The organism is Saxibacter everestensis (assembly GCF_025787225.1).
Classification (GTDB): domain Bacteria; phylum Actinomycetota; class Actinomycetes; order Actinomycetales; family Brevibacteriaceae; genus Saxibacter; species Saxibacter everestensis.
Genome location: NZ_CP090958.1, coordinates 3830792 through 3845040 on the forward strand (window position 1 = coordinate 3830792; position 14249 = coordinate 3845040).

Genomic DNA, 14249 nt, shown 5'->3' on the forward strand with positions numbered 1-14249 from the left:
ATGCGCGTTCACTCAATCCAGCTCGGCTACGGCGACGATGAGTCGATGCCGGACCGCATCGCGCGAGCCGCCGCACTGGTGCGACAACAGGCCGGGGCCGACCTGATAGTCCTGCCTGAGCTATGGGCGCCGGGAGGATTCAGCTATCGCAGCTGGCTCGAACGCGCTCAGACCACCGCCGGCGAAATCGTAGCGGCAATAGCGGAATCGGCAAGGGCTGTCGGCGCGTACGTGCACGCCGGCTCGATTATCGAGTACCCAGAGGACGCCGAGAGCCCAAACGGATATCCGTCCGACGGCCAGCCAGTGCCCGATGGTGAGCGCCGGCTGTGGAACACTTCGATCCTGCTGGACCCGAGCGGCAAGGTAGTTGCTCGATATCGCAAGATCCATCGATTCGGTTTCGGAGCCGGAGAGCCCAAACTGCTCGACGCCGGAACCGACATCGTCACCGTGCCGATCGCCGTCGACGGCCGTGAGGTCATGCTCGGCCTCGCCACCTGTTATGACCTGCGATTCCCTGAATTGTTCCGCGCCCTGCTGGACAAGGGGGCGGAGGTCGTCATCATTCCCGCAGCCTGGCCGGCGGCGAGGGTTGACCACTGGAGCCTGTTGGCACGGGCGCGCGCTATCGAAGACTTTGTGGCCGTTGTGGCTGTCAATACCGCAGGCACCCACTCGGGGGTCGAGATGGGCGGCCACAGCGTTACGGTGGCCGCCGATGGCACAATCCTTGCCGAGGCCGGACCGGACGAAGCGATACTCGAGGCCAGCATCGATATCGCCGCGATCCACGCCCGGCGGGAGAACTTCCCCGCGTTGTCAGACCGGCGACTGTGACAACATCGCGGGAAGTCGCGCAACGGCCCTTGGCGGCGGATGTCGGGCTGGCGCTGGCAGCGATCGCCGCCGTGATAACCCTGGTCGGCGGGCTGGCGTTCTCCGGCGCCGCCGCGGCCAGCCTGATCAACGACCCAGGAGTGTTCGTCCGCTGGGGACTGCCGGCCGCAGAACTCGTCTACAACGTCTCGCTGGCGGTGACCGCCGGGGTGCTCGCCCTGGCCGCGGTCGCCATCCCGCGCACTGCGTCATCGAATCGGCAGCGCAAGGGAACTGAAAGTCAGCCGCTGAACCCGGCGTGGGAACGCGCGCTCGGTATCGCCTCGGCGTCATCGGTGGTCTGGACTCTGTCGTCCGTCGCGGTCTTGGTGCTCAGCTACATCGACACGGCGGGTGAACAGGCGCTTCGCTCGGGAAATTTCTCGGCGCAGCTCGGCCTGTTCGTTACCCAGCTCGACACCGGCCGGGCCTGGCTGGTGATCGCGCTGACCGCCGCCGTCGTCTCCACGCTGATCTTCGGAGTTCGTTCGCTGACCGGCATCGGCCTGCTCACGCTCGCCACGATTTTCGCTCTGATACCTCAGGCGCTTATCGGGCACGCCGCGGGCAGCGACAACCACGAACTGGCAGTCGGCTCGATCGGCCTGCACATCTTCGGCGTCGTGCTCTGGTTCGGCGGCCTCCTAGGCCTATGCCTGCTCTCCGGCATTCTCACCTCGCGTGCAACCGCCAGCAAAGTCGTCCCGGGTGGTCTGGCCGATGTCGTCAGCCGCTTCTCGAATGTGGCGCTGTTCGCCTACCTGCTGGTCGTCTTCTCTGGCGTGGTGAACGCCAGTATCCGGCTAGGTGGCTGGGACGGCCTGCTGAGCGGCTACGGCGCCCTCGTGGTGCTCAAGTCGCTGGCGGCACTCGCCCTGGGCGGGGTGGGCTGGTGGCACCGGCGCTACATCGTCCGGCGGCTTGGCGACGCGGCTGCTGCGGCGAAGGTGCTGTTCTGGCGGCTCATCGCTGGAGAGATGCTGCTGTTCGGCATCGCGAGCGGCGCGGCAGTGGCACTTTCCCGTACCGCGCCGCCCGTTCCACAGGAACCACCGGTAGAGCAGACGCCGGCACGCTTCCTGACCGGCTACGACCTGCCGCCTGAGCTGACGCCTTCACGTTGGTTCACCGAATGGGCGCCGGATCCGATTTGGATAGCCATCGCAGGCTTCGCGATCATCGCCTACTGCCGCGGCGTCTGGGTCGTGCGCAAGCGCGGCGACCACTGGCCGATTCACCGAATGGTGCTGTGGATCTTCGGCATGCTGGCGCTGATCTACATCACTTCCGGCGGCGGAGTCGTCTACGGCCGGGTGCTGTTCAGCGCGCACATGGTGCAGCACATGACCCTGGCGATGGCGATACCGCTGCCCATGGTGCTCGGCGCGCCCGTCACGCTGCTGATGCGCGCCGTCCCGGCCCGGCGGGACGATTCGCGTGGACCGCGCGAGTGGGTGCTTGCTGCCGTGCATTCGCGATTCGCCCGGTTCATGGCACACCCGCTGATTGCGGCGATCAATTTCGCCGGCAGCATCATAGTCTTCTATTACTCGCCGCTGTTCGGGCTGGCGCTGCGCACCCACGTCGGGCACGAACTGATGATCGTGCACTTCCTGATCGCGGGCTATCTCTTCGCTCAGGCACTTGTCGGCATCGATCCGGGACCCACCCGGTTCAGCTACCCGCTGCGATTGGTCCTGTTGCTTGCGACCATGGCGTTCCACGCGTTCTTCGGTGTCACGCTAATGGGGTCCACGGTGCTGCTTGAGGCAAGCTGGTTCGGCAACATGGGCCGTGACTGGGGCGGCTCTGCCCTTGCCGACCAGCAGGAAGGCGGTGGAATCGCCTGGGGCATCGGCGAGTTCCCGACCTTCCTGCTCGCCGTCATTGTTGCGGTGCAGTGGGCCCGGAGCTCGGATCGCGAAGCGAAGCGCAGCGACCGGAAGGAGGCGCGCACGGGGGATGCCGAACTGCGCGCCTATAACGAGATGTTGGCCAAGCTCGCCGATTCCGATAAGAAGTAGGCGTGCGCCCTCAGCGCGGCTTTGGCCGTTCGCCGAAAATACTGCTGCCCACCCGCACCATAGTGGCGCCCTCTTCGATGGCCAGTTCGAAGTCGTGGCTCATCCCCATCGAGAGCTCATCGACCCCCTCGAAGCCGGCCCCGCGCAGCGACTCCTGAACCGCAATCAGGTTCCGATAGCTCGGCCTGATCTCCTCGTGGTCCTCGGACGGGAGACCGATCGTCATCAGCCCTTTGAGCTTCAGCCGATCGAATTGGGCCAGGGAACGCACGAAGTGCACGGCGCCGGCCGGCTCGATTCCGGACTTGGAGTCCTCCCGTGAGGTATTGACCTGGACATAGACATCCACAACTGCGTCCTGCGCCTCGAGCCGACGCTGGATCTTCTCGGCGATATCCAGCCGGTCGATCGACTGAATACAACTCACATGCCGCAGGGCATGGTTGATCTTGTTGGACTGCAGTGGACCGATCAGGTGTGTTTCATGCGGGACGGCGGAGAGCTCGTCCGCCTTGGCGACCACCTCCTGCACCCGGTTCTCGCCGATAAGCGTGAAGCCATGTTTCAGCGCGGTAAGAATCAGTTCGGCAGGCTGGGTCTTGGTGGCCAACATGACGCGCACGTCCGAACCCGAACGTCCGGACCGCTCGGCGGCGGCATCCGCACGCCGGCGGACCTTATCCAATCGGGCGGGGATCAGATCGGTGTCGGCGGACATCGCACTCCTTGCAACTGAATAGGGCAATTATCGGGAACTCTCTACGCCACCCTATCGCCGCAGCTGGCTGCGCCGAGGAGCGGAACGCCCTTGTGAAACGGGACACGTAGATGACGTCCGATGTAGTCCGGGGAAGCAATAGTGCCGTATATGTTGTTGACTAGGGATGTGACGACAAAAACCCGTGTGCGCGCCCCTGAGCTGGTCGGACGCCGCTGGCTGAACACCGGCGGCAAAGATGTGACCCTGCAGGAACTGCGCGGAAAAATCGTGCTGCTCGACTTCTGGACGTTTTGCTGTATCAACTGTCTGCATGTCCTGGATGAGCTGCGCCCGCTCGAAGAGAAGTACTCCGACATCCTGGTGATCATCGGCGTGCATTCTCCGAAGTTCGAGTTCGAACGCAGCGAATCTGCCGTGGAGACCGCGGTCAGCCGCTACGAGGTGCAGCACCCTGTGCTGGATGACCCCAACTTGGATACCTGGCAGGCCTACGCCGCTCGGGCATGGCCGACTCTTGCCGTGGTTGACCCGGAAGGGTACGTCGTCGCAAATATGTCCGGCGAGGGCCACGCCGCCGGTTTGGCGGTGCTGATCGAAGAATTGATCGCCGAGCACGAAGAGAAGGGCACACTGCACCGGGGCGACGGACCCTACGTTCCGCCGGCAGCGCCAGAAACGGAGCTGTACTTCCCGGGCAAGGTTCTGAGGCTTCCAGACGGCGGCTTCCTGGTTTCGGATTCGGGACACCACAGGCTGCTTGAACTGGCGCCGGACGCCGAGACAGTGCGCCGCCGATTCGGTGACGGCGAACGCGGCCTGGTCGATGGCGATGCCGCTGTGGCTCGGTTCAGCGAACCCCAGGGGCTCACCCTGCTGCCGGCTGCCGTTTCGAAGCGCGTCGGCTATCACGTTGTCGTCGCTGACACCGTGAATCACGTACTGCGCGGCCTGAACCTGGATGACGGCAGCGTCATCACCATCGCGGGGACCGGCGAGCAGTACATGGTCGGCGCCGTCGACAACGTCGCGATAGAGCCAGGTGAGCCTCGGCGCGCGGACCGAGGCGCCTACGACGGTCCAGCGGCGACGATCAAGCTGTCGTCGCCCTGGGATGTGCTGTGGTCTGAGTCCACTCGCACCGTCGTCGTCGCGATGGCCGGCAATCACACGGTGTGGAGCTTTGACCCGCTGGAAGGCACTATCGCCAATCTGGCCGGCACAATGAACGAGGGGCTGCTCGACGGCTCGGCAGGCGAGGCCTGGTTCGCGCAAACATCCGGTCTGGCCGCCGACGCATCCGGCCGGATCTGGACGGCCGATTCGGAAACCTCGGCGCTGCGTTACATCGAGTTCGAGGACGCAGACGTTTACTTGGACGAGCTGGGCGAGGACCCGGAGGCAGGTCGGACGATCTCGCCGGACGCCGCCGAGATTGCCCGTCCGCGCGACTTCGGATCCATTTCAGTCCGGACAGCCGTCGGCGAAGGACTCTTCGACTTCGGCTTCCGGGATGGGCCCGCAGAAGCGGCACGCTTGCAGCATCCGCTCGGCGTCACAGTCTTGCCGGACGGCTCGATTGCCATTGCGGACACGTACAACGGCGCCATCCGGCGTTACGACCCTGCCAGGGCAGAGGTCGGGACGCTGGCACGCGACCTTGCGGAGCCGAGCGATGCTGTGGTCGTGGGCGAAGGCACCGACAATGACCCGTTCCACCTTCTCGTGGTGGAGTCCGCTGCGCACCGGCTGACCCGGGTCGCAATTCCGGCGCATGCTCAAACCGTGGACGACGGCGCGAAGAGCACGTCACGTCCCTCCACCGATGTAGCGGCCGGCACCTTGGCACTCGACATCGGATTCGTCGCGCCGACCGGCCAGAAACTCGATGACCGCTACGGCGACCCAACCTGGCTCCAGGTGTCCTCGACCCCGCCGGAACTGCTCGGCGAGGGAAGTGGCGGAGCAGAAGGGCTCACCCGAAAGCTCTCGATTTCGGACGGCTTCACCGAGGGCATTCTGCATATCACCGCGCGCGCGGCGGCCTGCGATGGCGACCCGGTGACCGGCGAGGTTCCGGAGCACGCCGCGTGCCACCTGTATCAGCAGGACTGGGGGATTCCGGTGCGCGTCGTCGAAGGCGGAGCCACCGAACTCGCACTGGACCTGCGCGGGGCCTCCTAGGTAGTCACACCGGCTTCCGGGCGCCGTTACGCTTCGGCTTTCGGTGCCGTTACGCCTCGGCTCGGGCGAACAACGCAAAGGCGGTGCCCTGGTCGTCGGTGCACTCCACCCAGCGTCCGTAGTCGCCACCCTCACCGGTATCCTGCGCGGTGCCGCCCAGCTCGCGGACCTTTGCGATCGCCGCGTCAAGGTCGTCGGCCTGGAACGCAAGACCATTGTTCCGTCGGGTAGTTGCGGTCTCGGCAGTTCCTGGCGACGAGGACGGGGCCGACCGATCGTCCTCTTCGTCGACGGTGCCGTCGACTCCCACCGCAAAGAGGTGGTGCTCCTCGCTGTCGCGCGGCGGCAGGGCTGGGGCCAGGCCGCCCCAGGGATCGGACTCCAGCACGTGCCGCCCTCCGGCCGAGCCGGGCTCGCTGAACGTCCAACCCATCACGGCGCCGAAGAATTCGACCGCCCTGTCGACATCGGTAACGGCGAGGGTCCAGTAACTGAGCTGAGCGGGCATCGCTGACCACCTTCCTTTCAGCTGCGCTGTGCGCCGCCGGGAAGCGGACGCTAACTCAACCGTCCCGCCGAATCAGCGATACGTCAACGCCCCGAGGCCCTGCCAGCAGAGCGCTATGGGGCGGTGATGCCGAAGGCGTGTGCCAGCTTCTGGATCTTCTCGGCGCGGCCGAGCCGAGGCAGGTCGCTGCCGTCACGGACGACGCTGCCGTTGGCGACGAAGTCGTCGAGGAACTCCTTTGCCCAGGCGACGTCACTCTGGGTAGGGCTGATCACCTCGTTGATCACAGGCAACTGGTCTGTCTGCAGGCACAGCTTGCCGGTCATACCCATCGAAACAGTGACAGCTGACTGTTCACGCAGGATCGGGTGGCTGGTGCCGACTGTAGGGCCATCGATCGGTCCGGGCAGTCCGCCGATCCGGCTGGCGTTCACGAGTCGCGCCCGCGGGTAGGCCATGGCAAGCGCGTCACTGCTCATGCCGGTATCCCGACGGTAATCTCCGCTGCCGAATGCGAGGCGGAAGGCGCCCTTCGCCCGGGCGATGTTGACTGCCTCTTCGATTCCGATTGCTGACTCGACGAGTGCCACGATCGGGGTGTCGTCGCCGAGAAGCTCGGCGGTCTTCTCGACCTGCTCGGCGGACTCGGTCTTCGCGAGCATGATTCCGCGCAGGCCCTTCTTTCCGCGCAACTCGGCGATGTCGTCGGCCCAGAATGCGGTGGATGCGTCGTTGATCCTGACCCAGCCTTCGCTTCCGTTGGAAAGCCACTGGGCAACATCGGTCCGGGCGCGCGGTTTGAGCTTGGGATCCACCGCATCTTCGATGTCGAGAATGATTTGATCGGCAGCGGAATCCATCGCCGGGCTGAACAGTTCGGGCTTCGTTCCGGGAACCAGCAGCCAGGAGCGGGAGATATCTGCGGGAACGGAAATTTTACGTGGCGACATGGCGACTGATATTACGCGATCTGGCCATGCAGACTAACCTTGGGGTCCGAAAAGTGACCTAGAACTCAGGGCTGACGATAACTCTCTCACCCGACACACGCACCGTCGCCGAGTACTCGAAATCGCTGCCGAGCGAGAACCTGCCGACCTTCGCCGTCACGATATCCGTCTCGGAACCGGTCGCCTCCGCACGTCCTCTGGCCGACTGCATCGTCCAACCATTGTCTGTCCTGCGCAGCGTCACCTCGGGGTACTTGATGATCTTCCAACTGACATCGCCGTTGATCTGATTGACGTTCTCCACCGCGAACGGACAGTCCGCCGGCGCCAGCACTGTCTGCTGTGCGCAGCCGTCAAGTGAGGCGTTGACCTGACGAGAAACTTCGCGGGCAAGCTCCGGCGTCGCCTTGAGGTTGAGTCGAACCACATTGTCCGGCTGGGAATCGTCAGTGACGTCGAGCTGTTCGCTGTCCGCCGTCATGTACGTGCCGCGGTAGCCGAATGAGTACGTGGCCGGATAAAGCAGTGGAAGCGTGTTGCTGTGCCGCAGATCGACGTCCGAGCCGTTGATCTGCACGGACTCGGCCCCCGTCACCTCGACATCGACGGTCGGCAAGGCGGTATCAGTCAATCGCCAGGTATGGAACAGCAGCCAGTAGGGTCCACTGTCCTGCAGGAGAAATGTCGTCTGTTGCTGGTTGCTGCCGATCCGATACGAGTACCTCGCCTCGACGGTTCCATCTGCCCTCCGTTCGGAGGACACCAACTGGATATCGACGGGTAGATTGGCCGCGTTCTTCAGCACGGAATCGCTCAGCCCTTCGAGGTTGTTGTCCTCGATGTCGTCCGGGTTGAGCAGATTGAGTGCCGTTTCAGCGTCACCGCGTGCCACGGCTTCCAGGTAGCTCCCGGCGACGCTTTCGGGACTGTAAACGTATCGATTGAGCAGCAGAATCGTCGCGACGCCGAGCACTACAAGGATCAGTGCGCTGATGAATGTGGCTTGAATAATCCTGCGATCCGGACGCGCGACTGGTTCGGGCGTTTCCAGGTCCTCAGGGATGCCGTAGCCAGTGGTCGGCCTGCGGAGCGGAGGATGCGGCCGATCACCTTCTCCTGCCGAATCACCGGCTGGCTCGCCCTGTGGCATCGTGTACCTCCTGGGCCGGTCGGGTTCTGAATCGAACCCTACATCTAGAAGGCCGCTTCCGGCAGTTCTAAAACGCGGCCTCCGGCAGTTCCATCAGCTCATTGTCGGTCGCCTCCGCGATTTTGCGCTCCGCTGTCAGCTTTGGCAGAACCTGACGGGCGAAGAATCGTGCGGCCGCAACCTTGCCAAGGTAGAAGTCGCGATCCGCACCGGATACATCGCCGGCCAGCGCCTCATTGGCAACAACGGCCTGGCGAAGCAGCAGCCAGGCGATCGCCACATCGCCGACGGCGAGCAGCAGCCGCGAGGTGTTCTGTCCGACGCGGTAGATGTTGTTGATGTCGCCGCCCTCGACCCGGGGATCGGCCGATTGCAGGAAGCCGGTCAGTGTGGCGACCAGGCCGCCGACATCGCCGAGCGCACGGCCCAGCAGCGCCCGCTCTGCGGCAAGCGCGGCACCGCCCGCCTGGCTCTCGGCGAACGCCTGGATTTCGGCCGAGAGAGCGCCGAGCGCCGCGCCCTTGTTCTTCACTATCTTGCGGAAGAAGAAGTCCATGCCCTGGATGGCGGTGGTGCCCTCGTACAAGGTGTCGATCTTCGCGTCGCGTACATACTGTTCGACCGGGTAGTCCTGCAGGAAGCCCGAGCCGCCGAACGTCTGCAGCGATTCCGTGCCGAGCAGCACCCAGGACCGCTCGGAGCCGTAACCTTTCACGATCGGCAGCAGCAGGTCGTTCGTTGAAACGTCCAGCGGATCGGGCTCGGCACCGGCGCGTTCGGCCAGCTCGATCCGGTCCTGGACCGTGGCCGTGAGCGCCACGAGAGCGCGCAGCCCCTCGGCGTAGGCTTTCTGCGTCATCAGCGACCGCCGGACGTCGGGGTGGTGCGTTATGGTGACCCGTGGCGACGCCTTGTCCGACTGCTTCGCGAGGTCGGGGCCCTGCACGCGCTCCTTGGCGTACTCGAGCGCATTGAGGTAGCCGGTGGACAGGGTTGCGATCGCCTTCGAGCCGACCATCATCCGCGCGTACTCGATCACGTGGAACATCTGGCGGATGCCGTCGTGCACGTCGCCGAGCAGCGTGCCGACCGCAGGGACGCCGTCGACCTCTCCGAAGCGCACCTCGGTTGTGGTCGATACCTTGAGCCCCATTTTGTGTTCAACGTTGGTGACATAGGCTCCATTGCGCTCGCCGAGTTCGCCGGTCTCAAGGTCGACGTGGAACTTCGGCACGATGAAGAGGCTCAGCCCCTTGGTTCCCGGGCCGCCCGCGCCCTCGGTCCCCTCCGGACGGGCGAGAACGAAATGGATGATGTTGTCTGAGAGGTCATGTTCGCCGGACGTGATGAAGCGCTTCACGCCGGTGAGATGCCAGCTGCCGTCGGCTTGCTGCACTGCCTTGGTGCGGCCGGCGCCAACATCGGACCCGGCGTCCGGTTCGGTGAGCACCATGGTGGCGCCCCACTTGTTCTCGACCATATGTGCGGCAAGCCGACGCTGATCCTCAGTGCCGAGGTTGAGCAGGATTTTCGAGAACGAGGCGAACGAGGCGTACATATGGATCGCGGGATTCGCGCCGAGGATCAGTTCGGCCGCGGCCCAGCGCAGCGATGGCGGGACGGCGGTGCCACCGAACTCCTCCGGCGCCTCGAGCTGCCACCAGCCGGAGTCCACAAATGTCTTATAGCTGTTCTTGAATGATTCAGGGAGCGTGACGGAGTAGTCTTCCGGATTGAAAACCGGCGGGTTCCGGTCGGAGTCCAGCAGCGAATCGGATAGTTCAGCACCGGCCAGCCGATTGATCTCGGACAAAATCTCCTTCGCGGTTGCCGGATCGACGTCCTCGTATGGGCCGCTGCCGAGGATTTCCTGCCGGTTGAATACCTCGAAGAGGTTGAAGTAGATATCGCGGAGGTTCGACTTGTAGTGGCTCACTGTGGCTTCCTTCTTCGGTCGCTGGTCGGCGCGCTGGCGATGGTGAGGGCGTGTGGCACCTCAGGCACGCCTATAGCTCAAGGATGCTACTGGCGAGTAACTTATGCAAGACGAATTAAGCCAGCCGGTGACGCCGGCCCAATGGATCGGGTCAGAACGGGTATGCGTGCAGCTGAGTTTGGTCCACTTCGACCCAGACCCTGGCACCCAGCTCGGCAACGCCATCAATTAACTCGGTGATTGGGACATCGGCAAACAACTCAAGTCCCTGATCGGGGTCGATGGGGGAGACCCGAAGCCGGACGGCCTCATAGTGTTCCTCCAGGCCGACGACGCGGGCGGGGTAGATGTTGTGCGCCGGGATCTCCGGAGCGTCTCGCCGGACCTGTGCCGCGGTCGGTGGCAGCGTGATGAGCGTCCTGCCGTCCAGATCGGTGCGCGCCGTCACCTTGGAGTGGCCGATCGACAGCCGGCCCTTCCGGGCGAGACCGGTAAAGATGTTCACCCCGACCAGGCTTGCCATATAGGGTGACCGCGGCTCCGTGGTTACCTGCCGCGGCGATCCGCTTTGCACGGTTTCACCGTTCTCGAGCACGATAATCCGATCCGCCAGCACCATCGCGTCGGCGAGGTCGTGCGTTATCAGCACGGCCGGTCCGGCAAAGCTCCGCAGTTGCGCGCGCAGGTCGGATCGCAGCCGCAGCCGGGTCCCGGCATCGACGGCGGCGAGTGGTTCGTCGAGCAACAAGAGGTCCGGTTCCGAGGCGAGAGCCCGGGCAAGGGCGACCCGCTGCGCCTGACCGCCGGATACCTCGCTCGGCCTGGCCTGCGCTCGCGATCCGAGCCCGACCCGTCGAAGCCAGTCGGCCGCTCTCCGGCGGGCAGCTGTTTTCGTGCTGCCGCGCGCCCGCAATCCGAAGGCGACGTTCTCCAGCAGGCTCAGGTGTGGAAAGAGCAGATAGTCCTGGAAGACCACACCCACCCGGCGCTGATCGGGACTTCGGCGCCGCGTGCCGTCGTCGAGGGTTTCGGTGCCGAGCCGGATACTGCCGGTGGCCAATGGAAGCAGGCCGGCCAGCGTGTGCAGCGCTGTTGACTTACCGGCGCCGTTCGGGCCGAGTAGGGCGACGGTCTCTCCTGCCGCTACCTCAAGATCGAGGTTGAGGGTGAAGCTGCCTCGCTTCACCGTGCCCACCGCCCTAAGCATTGGCGTTCACCCGACGGGTCCAGCGATCGCCGAGCACGGCGAGGATGGCGACTGAGACCAGCAGAAGCAGCAGGGCGAGGACGATTGCCGCCTCCGGGTCGTTTTCCATCGCGAGATAGACGGCCAACGGCATGGTCTGGGTTGTACCGGGAAAGTTCCCGGCGAATGTGATGGTGGCGCCGAACTCGCCAAGCGCGCGAGCCCACGCAAGAACCGATCCGGCGAGCACGCCCGGCCAAATCAGCGGCAGTGTCACCCGGCGGAATGTGTACCAGCGTGAGGCGCCGAGCGTCGCGGCGGCGGCATCGAAGCGGTTGTCCAGGCCGCGTAGCGCGCCTTCCACCGTTACCACCAGGAATGGCATTGCCACGAAGGTCTCCGCCATGATCACGCCGAGTGTTGTGAACGGAAGAGAAACGCCGAACGCGTCGTCCAGCAGGCGGCCGATGAACCCGTTGCGACCGAAAACCAGCAGTAGTGCGACGCCGCCAACGACCGGCGGCATCACGAGCGGCACGGTGACGAGCGCGCGGATCAGGCCCCGCCCGCGGAAGCGCGCCTTGGCCAGCAGCCAGGCCAGCGGGACGCCGAGCACAATCGAGATCAGCGTCGCCGCGCTCGCGCAGATCAGTGAAAGTCGCATTGCATCGGCGACCGTCGGGGTGCCGAGTATTTCGATGAGTCGGGTCCAGGGTGTCCCAACCACCAAGCCGATCGCAGGCAGGACAAGAAACAGCAGTCCGATGGCGGCCGGAATTGCCAGCGGCCACGGCAGCCGCCAACTAGAGCGCATTGATCCGCACCTGCCTAGCTTGGCGGCTGGAATCCGGCGTCGTCGAAGACTTCTCGGGCAGCGGGGGACATGATGTATTCAACGAAGGCCTTCGCGGCGTCAGGGTTCTGGGACTCCGGCAGTGCCGCGATCGGATACTTGTTCACGGCAGCCGAAGACTGCGGGAACTCCAGCATATCGACGCTGTCCTTTGCGGCCAGCGCGTCGGTCCGGTAGACAAGCGCGGCGTCGACCTCGTTGAGCTTCACCTTGGCCAGTGCGGCCTTGACGTCCTTTTCAAGGGTGTCCGGTTGTGGTGTCACGCCGGCCCTGTCAAGGACCGTCTGTGCCGCCGCCCCGCATGGCACCTCGGCGGCGCAGAGCGCAATCTTCTTCTGCTCGTCGGCAAAGTCGCGGAGGTCGGTGACCCCGGCGCGGTTACCTTTGGGCACGGCGATTACCAGCACGTTCGTGACGAAGACTTCTGGATCGAGGGGGGAATCGGAGGCGTCGGACACAGTCTTCATCGTCTTCTCGTCTGCAGAGGCAAAGACATCGACGGGCGCCTGGTCGGTGATCTGCTGTGCTAGGGCCGAGGATGCGCCGAAGTTGAACTTCAGATCGACTCCCGGGTTATCGGCCATGAAGCTGTCGCCGAGTGCGGTGAATGTTTCGGTCAGTGACGCCGCGGCCGACACCGTCAGTGTGCCGCTCAGCCCGGACTTCCCCGGGGCGGCCTCGCTGGCACTGCCGCATCCGGTTGCAGCGAGCAATGATGCCGCTGCCAGCAGGGCAACCAGGCGCCTAAGCATCGCGAGCTCCCGGTCGGTCGAGCACGACATTTGTCGCTTTGATGCTGGCAACTGCTGCCACCCCGACCTCGAGGCCGAGTTCCTCGGCCGCCTCTGCGCTGATCAGTGAGACCACCCGGAATGGACCGGCCTGGATGTCGACCTGGGCCATCACGGAATCCTTTTTCACGGCAGTCACGATGCCGGGAAAGTGATTGCGAGCAGTGGATGGCGTTCTGCTGCCCGGGGTTTCCGGTGCCGATTCGCCGAGTTCCAGGGCGAGTCGGGCAAGATCCGCGCCATCAATCATCTGGCGTCCGGAGGAGCCGGCGCGGTCCGCCGCCCTCAGTCGTCCCTGGTCGATCCACCGCCGCACGGTGTCGTCGCTGACGGCGAGCAGCCGCGCAGCTTCGGAAATCCTAAATCGCGTCATGAAGCTGAGCATACAGCCGCAAATGCGGCTTTGTCAGTCGATTTTGTCGGCTTTTGATTCCTTTGAGGTTTCCGGGGCTGGTTCTGCCGCTGTCCCGGGGGCCGGTGGTGCTGTCCCGAGTGTCGTCCTGGGATCGGCGGCGGGACCTGTCTCCGGATCTGCCCCGGGACCTGTTTCCGGTTCTGCGGCGAACTCGGTGCGGTACGACTCGCCCCAACGCTCGATGTCGCTCACCAGTGGTGCGAGCGTCCGGGCGAAGCCGCTGACCGAGTATTCGACCTTAGGTGGCACCTGGTGATAGACCTTTCGCACCACGATGCCGTCTTCCTCGAGCTCGCGTAGCTGCCGACTGAGCATCCGGGGCGTTATGTTCGGCATCAACCTGCCGAGTTCGCCGAACCGCCGGGTTTCGGCGAGCAGATGCTTCAGAATTGTCAGCTTCCAGATGCCCCCGAGCACGGCCATGGCCACCTCAAGGGTGCAGCTGTCGATGGTTTTCGCAACGGCCTTTCGCATGGGCTCAGTATACATTTTGGCACTACTAGACGAATAAGACAGTACTTGCGTCCAGGGAACTGTTCGCCGACGCTGGGATTGGCAGGGTTTACTGACGAGCAGAGCTCAAGGCTGGTCGGCAGCAATGCCGGGCAGAGCTCATAGCCAGGCAAGGCTCCGGGTGCCGGGCGCGATACCGAGA

The 14249-nt window shown here is 64.5% G+C and carries 13 protein-coding genes; 3 read left to right on the forward strand and 10 right to left on the reverse strand.

Going from position 1 to position 14249, the window contains the following annotated elements; translation table 11 throughout:
* Entirely contained in the window at positions 1–840 is an 840-nt protein-coding gene (locus LWF01_RS18100; RefSeq protein ID WP_349638767.1) for a nitrilase-related carbon-nitrogen hydrolase, read from the forward strand.
* Positions 837–2903 (forward strand): bifunctional copper resistance protein CopD/cytochrome c oxidase assembly protein, encoded by a 2067-nt coding sequence (locus LWF01_RS18105; RefSeq protein WP_349638768.1) that lies wholly within the window; start codon positions 837–839, stop codon positions 2901–2903. Before LWF01_RS18100 ends, LWF01_RS18105 begins: the two co-directional genes overlap by 4 nt.
* Positions 2904–2913: 10 nt before the next feature.
* Here the strand turns inward: LWF01_RS18105 and LWF01_RS18110 are convergent, their stop codons facing one another.
* On the reverse strand, positions 2914–3621 hold the full coding sequence (locus tag LWF01_RS18110) for a YggS family pyridoxal phosphate-dependent enzyme (protein ID WP_349638769.1): 708 nt from the start codon (positions 3619–3621) through the stop codon (positions 2914–2916).
* A 150-nt stretch (positions 3622–3771) separates the two neighbouring features.
* Between LWF01_RS18110 and LWF01_RS18115 the strand changes: the two genes are divergently transcribed.
* The gene (locus LWF01_RS18115) at positions 3772–5805 is read left to right on the forward strand and encodes an NHL domain-containing thioredoxin family protein (RefSeq protein WP_349638770.1); all 2034 of its coding nucleotides are present in this window, start codon (positions 3772–3774) and stop codon (positions 5803–5805) included.
* Positions 5806–5854: 49 nt separating this feature from the next.
* Here LWF01_RS18115 and LWF01_RS18120 read toward each other — a convergent pair whose 3' ends face one another.
* The 9 genes from LWF01_RS18120 to LWF01_RS18160 form a co-directional block, all read right to left on the reverse strand.
* The gene (locus tag LWF01_RS18120) at positions 5855–6313 is read right to left on the reverse strand and encodes a VOC family protein (RefSeq protein WP_349638771.1); all 459 of its coding nucleotides are present in this window, start codon (positions 6311–6313) and stop codon (positions 5855–5857) included.
* 113 nt (positions 6314–6426) lie between these two features.
* Positions 6427–7263, reverse strand: coding sequence for an HpcH/HpaI aldolase/citrate lyase family protein (locus LWF01_RS18125; protein WP_349638772.1), 837 nt, complete (start codon positions 7261–7263; stop codon positions 6427–6429).
* Between the two features lie 58 nt (positions 7264–7321).
* Positions 7322–8413: a hypothetical protein gene (locus LWF01_RS18130; protein ID WP_349638773.1), complete on the reverse strand. Its 1092-nt coding sequence runs from the start codon at positions 8411–8413 to the stop codon at positions 7322–7324.
* A 67-nt stretch (positions 8414–8480) separates the two neighbouring features.
* Positions 8481–10349, reverse strand: a complete 1869-nt coding sequence (locus tag LWF01_RS18135; protein WP_349638774.1) for an acyl-CoA dehydrogenase — start codon at positions 10347–10349, stop codon at positions 8481–8483.
* A 151-nt stretch (positions 10350–10500) separates the two neighbouring features.
* Entirely contained in the window at positions 10501–11544 is a 1044-nt protein-coding gene (locus tag LWF01_RS18140) for an ABC transporter ATP-binding protein (RefSeq protein WP_349638775.1), read from the reverse strand.
* Positions 11545–11548: 4 nt separating this feature from the next.
* Positions 11549–12349, reverse strand: coding sequence for an ABC transporter permease (locus tag LWF01_RS18145; protein ID WP_349638776.1), 801 nt, complete (start codon positions 12347–12349; stop codon positions 11549–11551).
* Between the two features lie 14 nt (positions 12350–12363).
* Entirely contained in the window at positions 12364–13140 is a 777-nt protein-coding gene (gene modA, locus LWF01_RS18150; protein WP_349638777.1) for a molybdate ABC transporter substrate-binding protein, read from the reverse strand.
* Positions 13133–13552: a TOBE domain-containing protein gene (locus tag LWF01_RS18155; RefSeq protein WP_349638778.1), complete on the reverse strand. Its 420-nt coding sequence runs from the start codon at positions 13550–13552 to the stop codon at positions 13133–13135. The genes modA and LWF01_RS18155 overlap by 8 nt, the downstream gene beginning before the upstream one ends.
* Positions 13553–13585: 33 nt before the next feature.
* A complete protein-coding gene (locus tag LWF01_RS18160; RefSeq protein ID WP_349638779.1) occupies positions 13586–14068 on the reverse strand; it encodes a winged helix-turn-helix transcriptional regulator in 483 nt (160 codons plus the stop codon).
* Positions 14069–14249 lie beyond the last annotated feature (181 nt).

Excerpts from the sequence above, each read along its gene's own strand:
- LWF01_RS18100 (WP_349638767.1), top strand. The coding sequence starts at position 1 with ATGCGCGTTCACTCAATCCAGCTCGGCTACGGCGACGATGAGTCGATG.
- LWF01_RS18110 (WP_349638769.1), bottom strand. The coding sequence starts at position 3,621 with ATGTCCGCCGACACCGATCTGATCCCCGCCCGATTGGATAAGGTCCGC.
- LWF01_RS18115 (WP_349638770.1), top strand. The coding sequence starts at position 3,772 with ATGTTGTTGACTAGGGATGTGACGACAAAAACCCGTGTGCGCGCCCCT.
- LWF01_RS18120 (WP_349638771.1), bottom strand. The coding sequence starts at position 6,313 with ATGCCCGCTCAGCTCAGTTACTGGACCCTCGCCGTTACCGATGTCGAC.
- LWF01_RS18125 (WP_349638772.1), bottom strand. The coding sequence starts at position 7,263 with ATGTCGCCACGTAAAATTTCCGTTCCCGCAGATATCTCCCGCTCCTGG.
- LWF01_RS18130 (WP_349638773.1), bottom strand. The coding sequence starts at position 8,413 with ATGCCACAGGGCGAGCCAGCCGGTGATTCGGCAGGAGAAGGTGATCGG.
- LWF01_RS18145 (WP_349638776.1), bottom strand. The coding sequence starts at position 12,349 with ATGCGCTCTAGTTGGCGGCTGCCGTGGCCGCTGGCAATTCCGGCCGCC.
- modA (WP_349638777.1), bottom strand. The coding sequence starts at position 13,140 with ATGCTTAGGCGCCTGGTTGCCCTGCTGGCAGCGGCATCATTGCTCGCT.
- LWF01_RS18155 (WP_349638778.1), bottom strand. The coding sequence starts at position 13,552 with ATGACGCGATTTAGGATTTCCGAAGCTGCGCGGCTGCTCGCCGTCAGC.
- LWF01_RS18160 (WP_349638779.1), bottom strand. The coding sequence starts at position 14,068 with ATGCGAAAGGCCGTTGCGAAAACCATCGACAGCTGCACCCTTGAGGTG.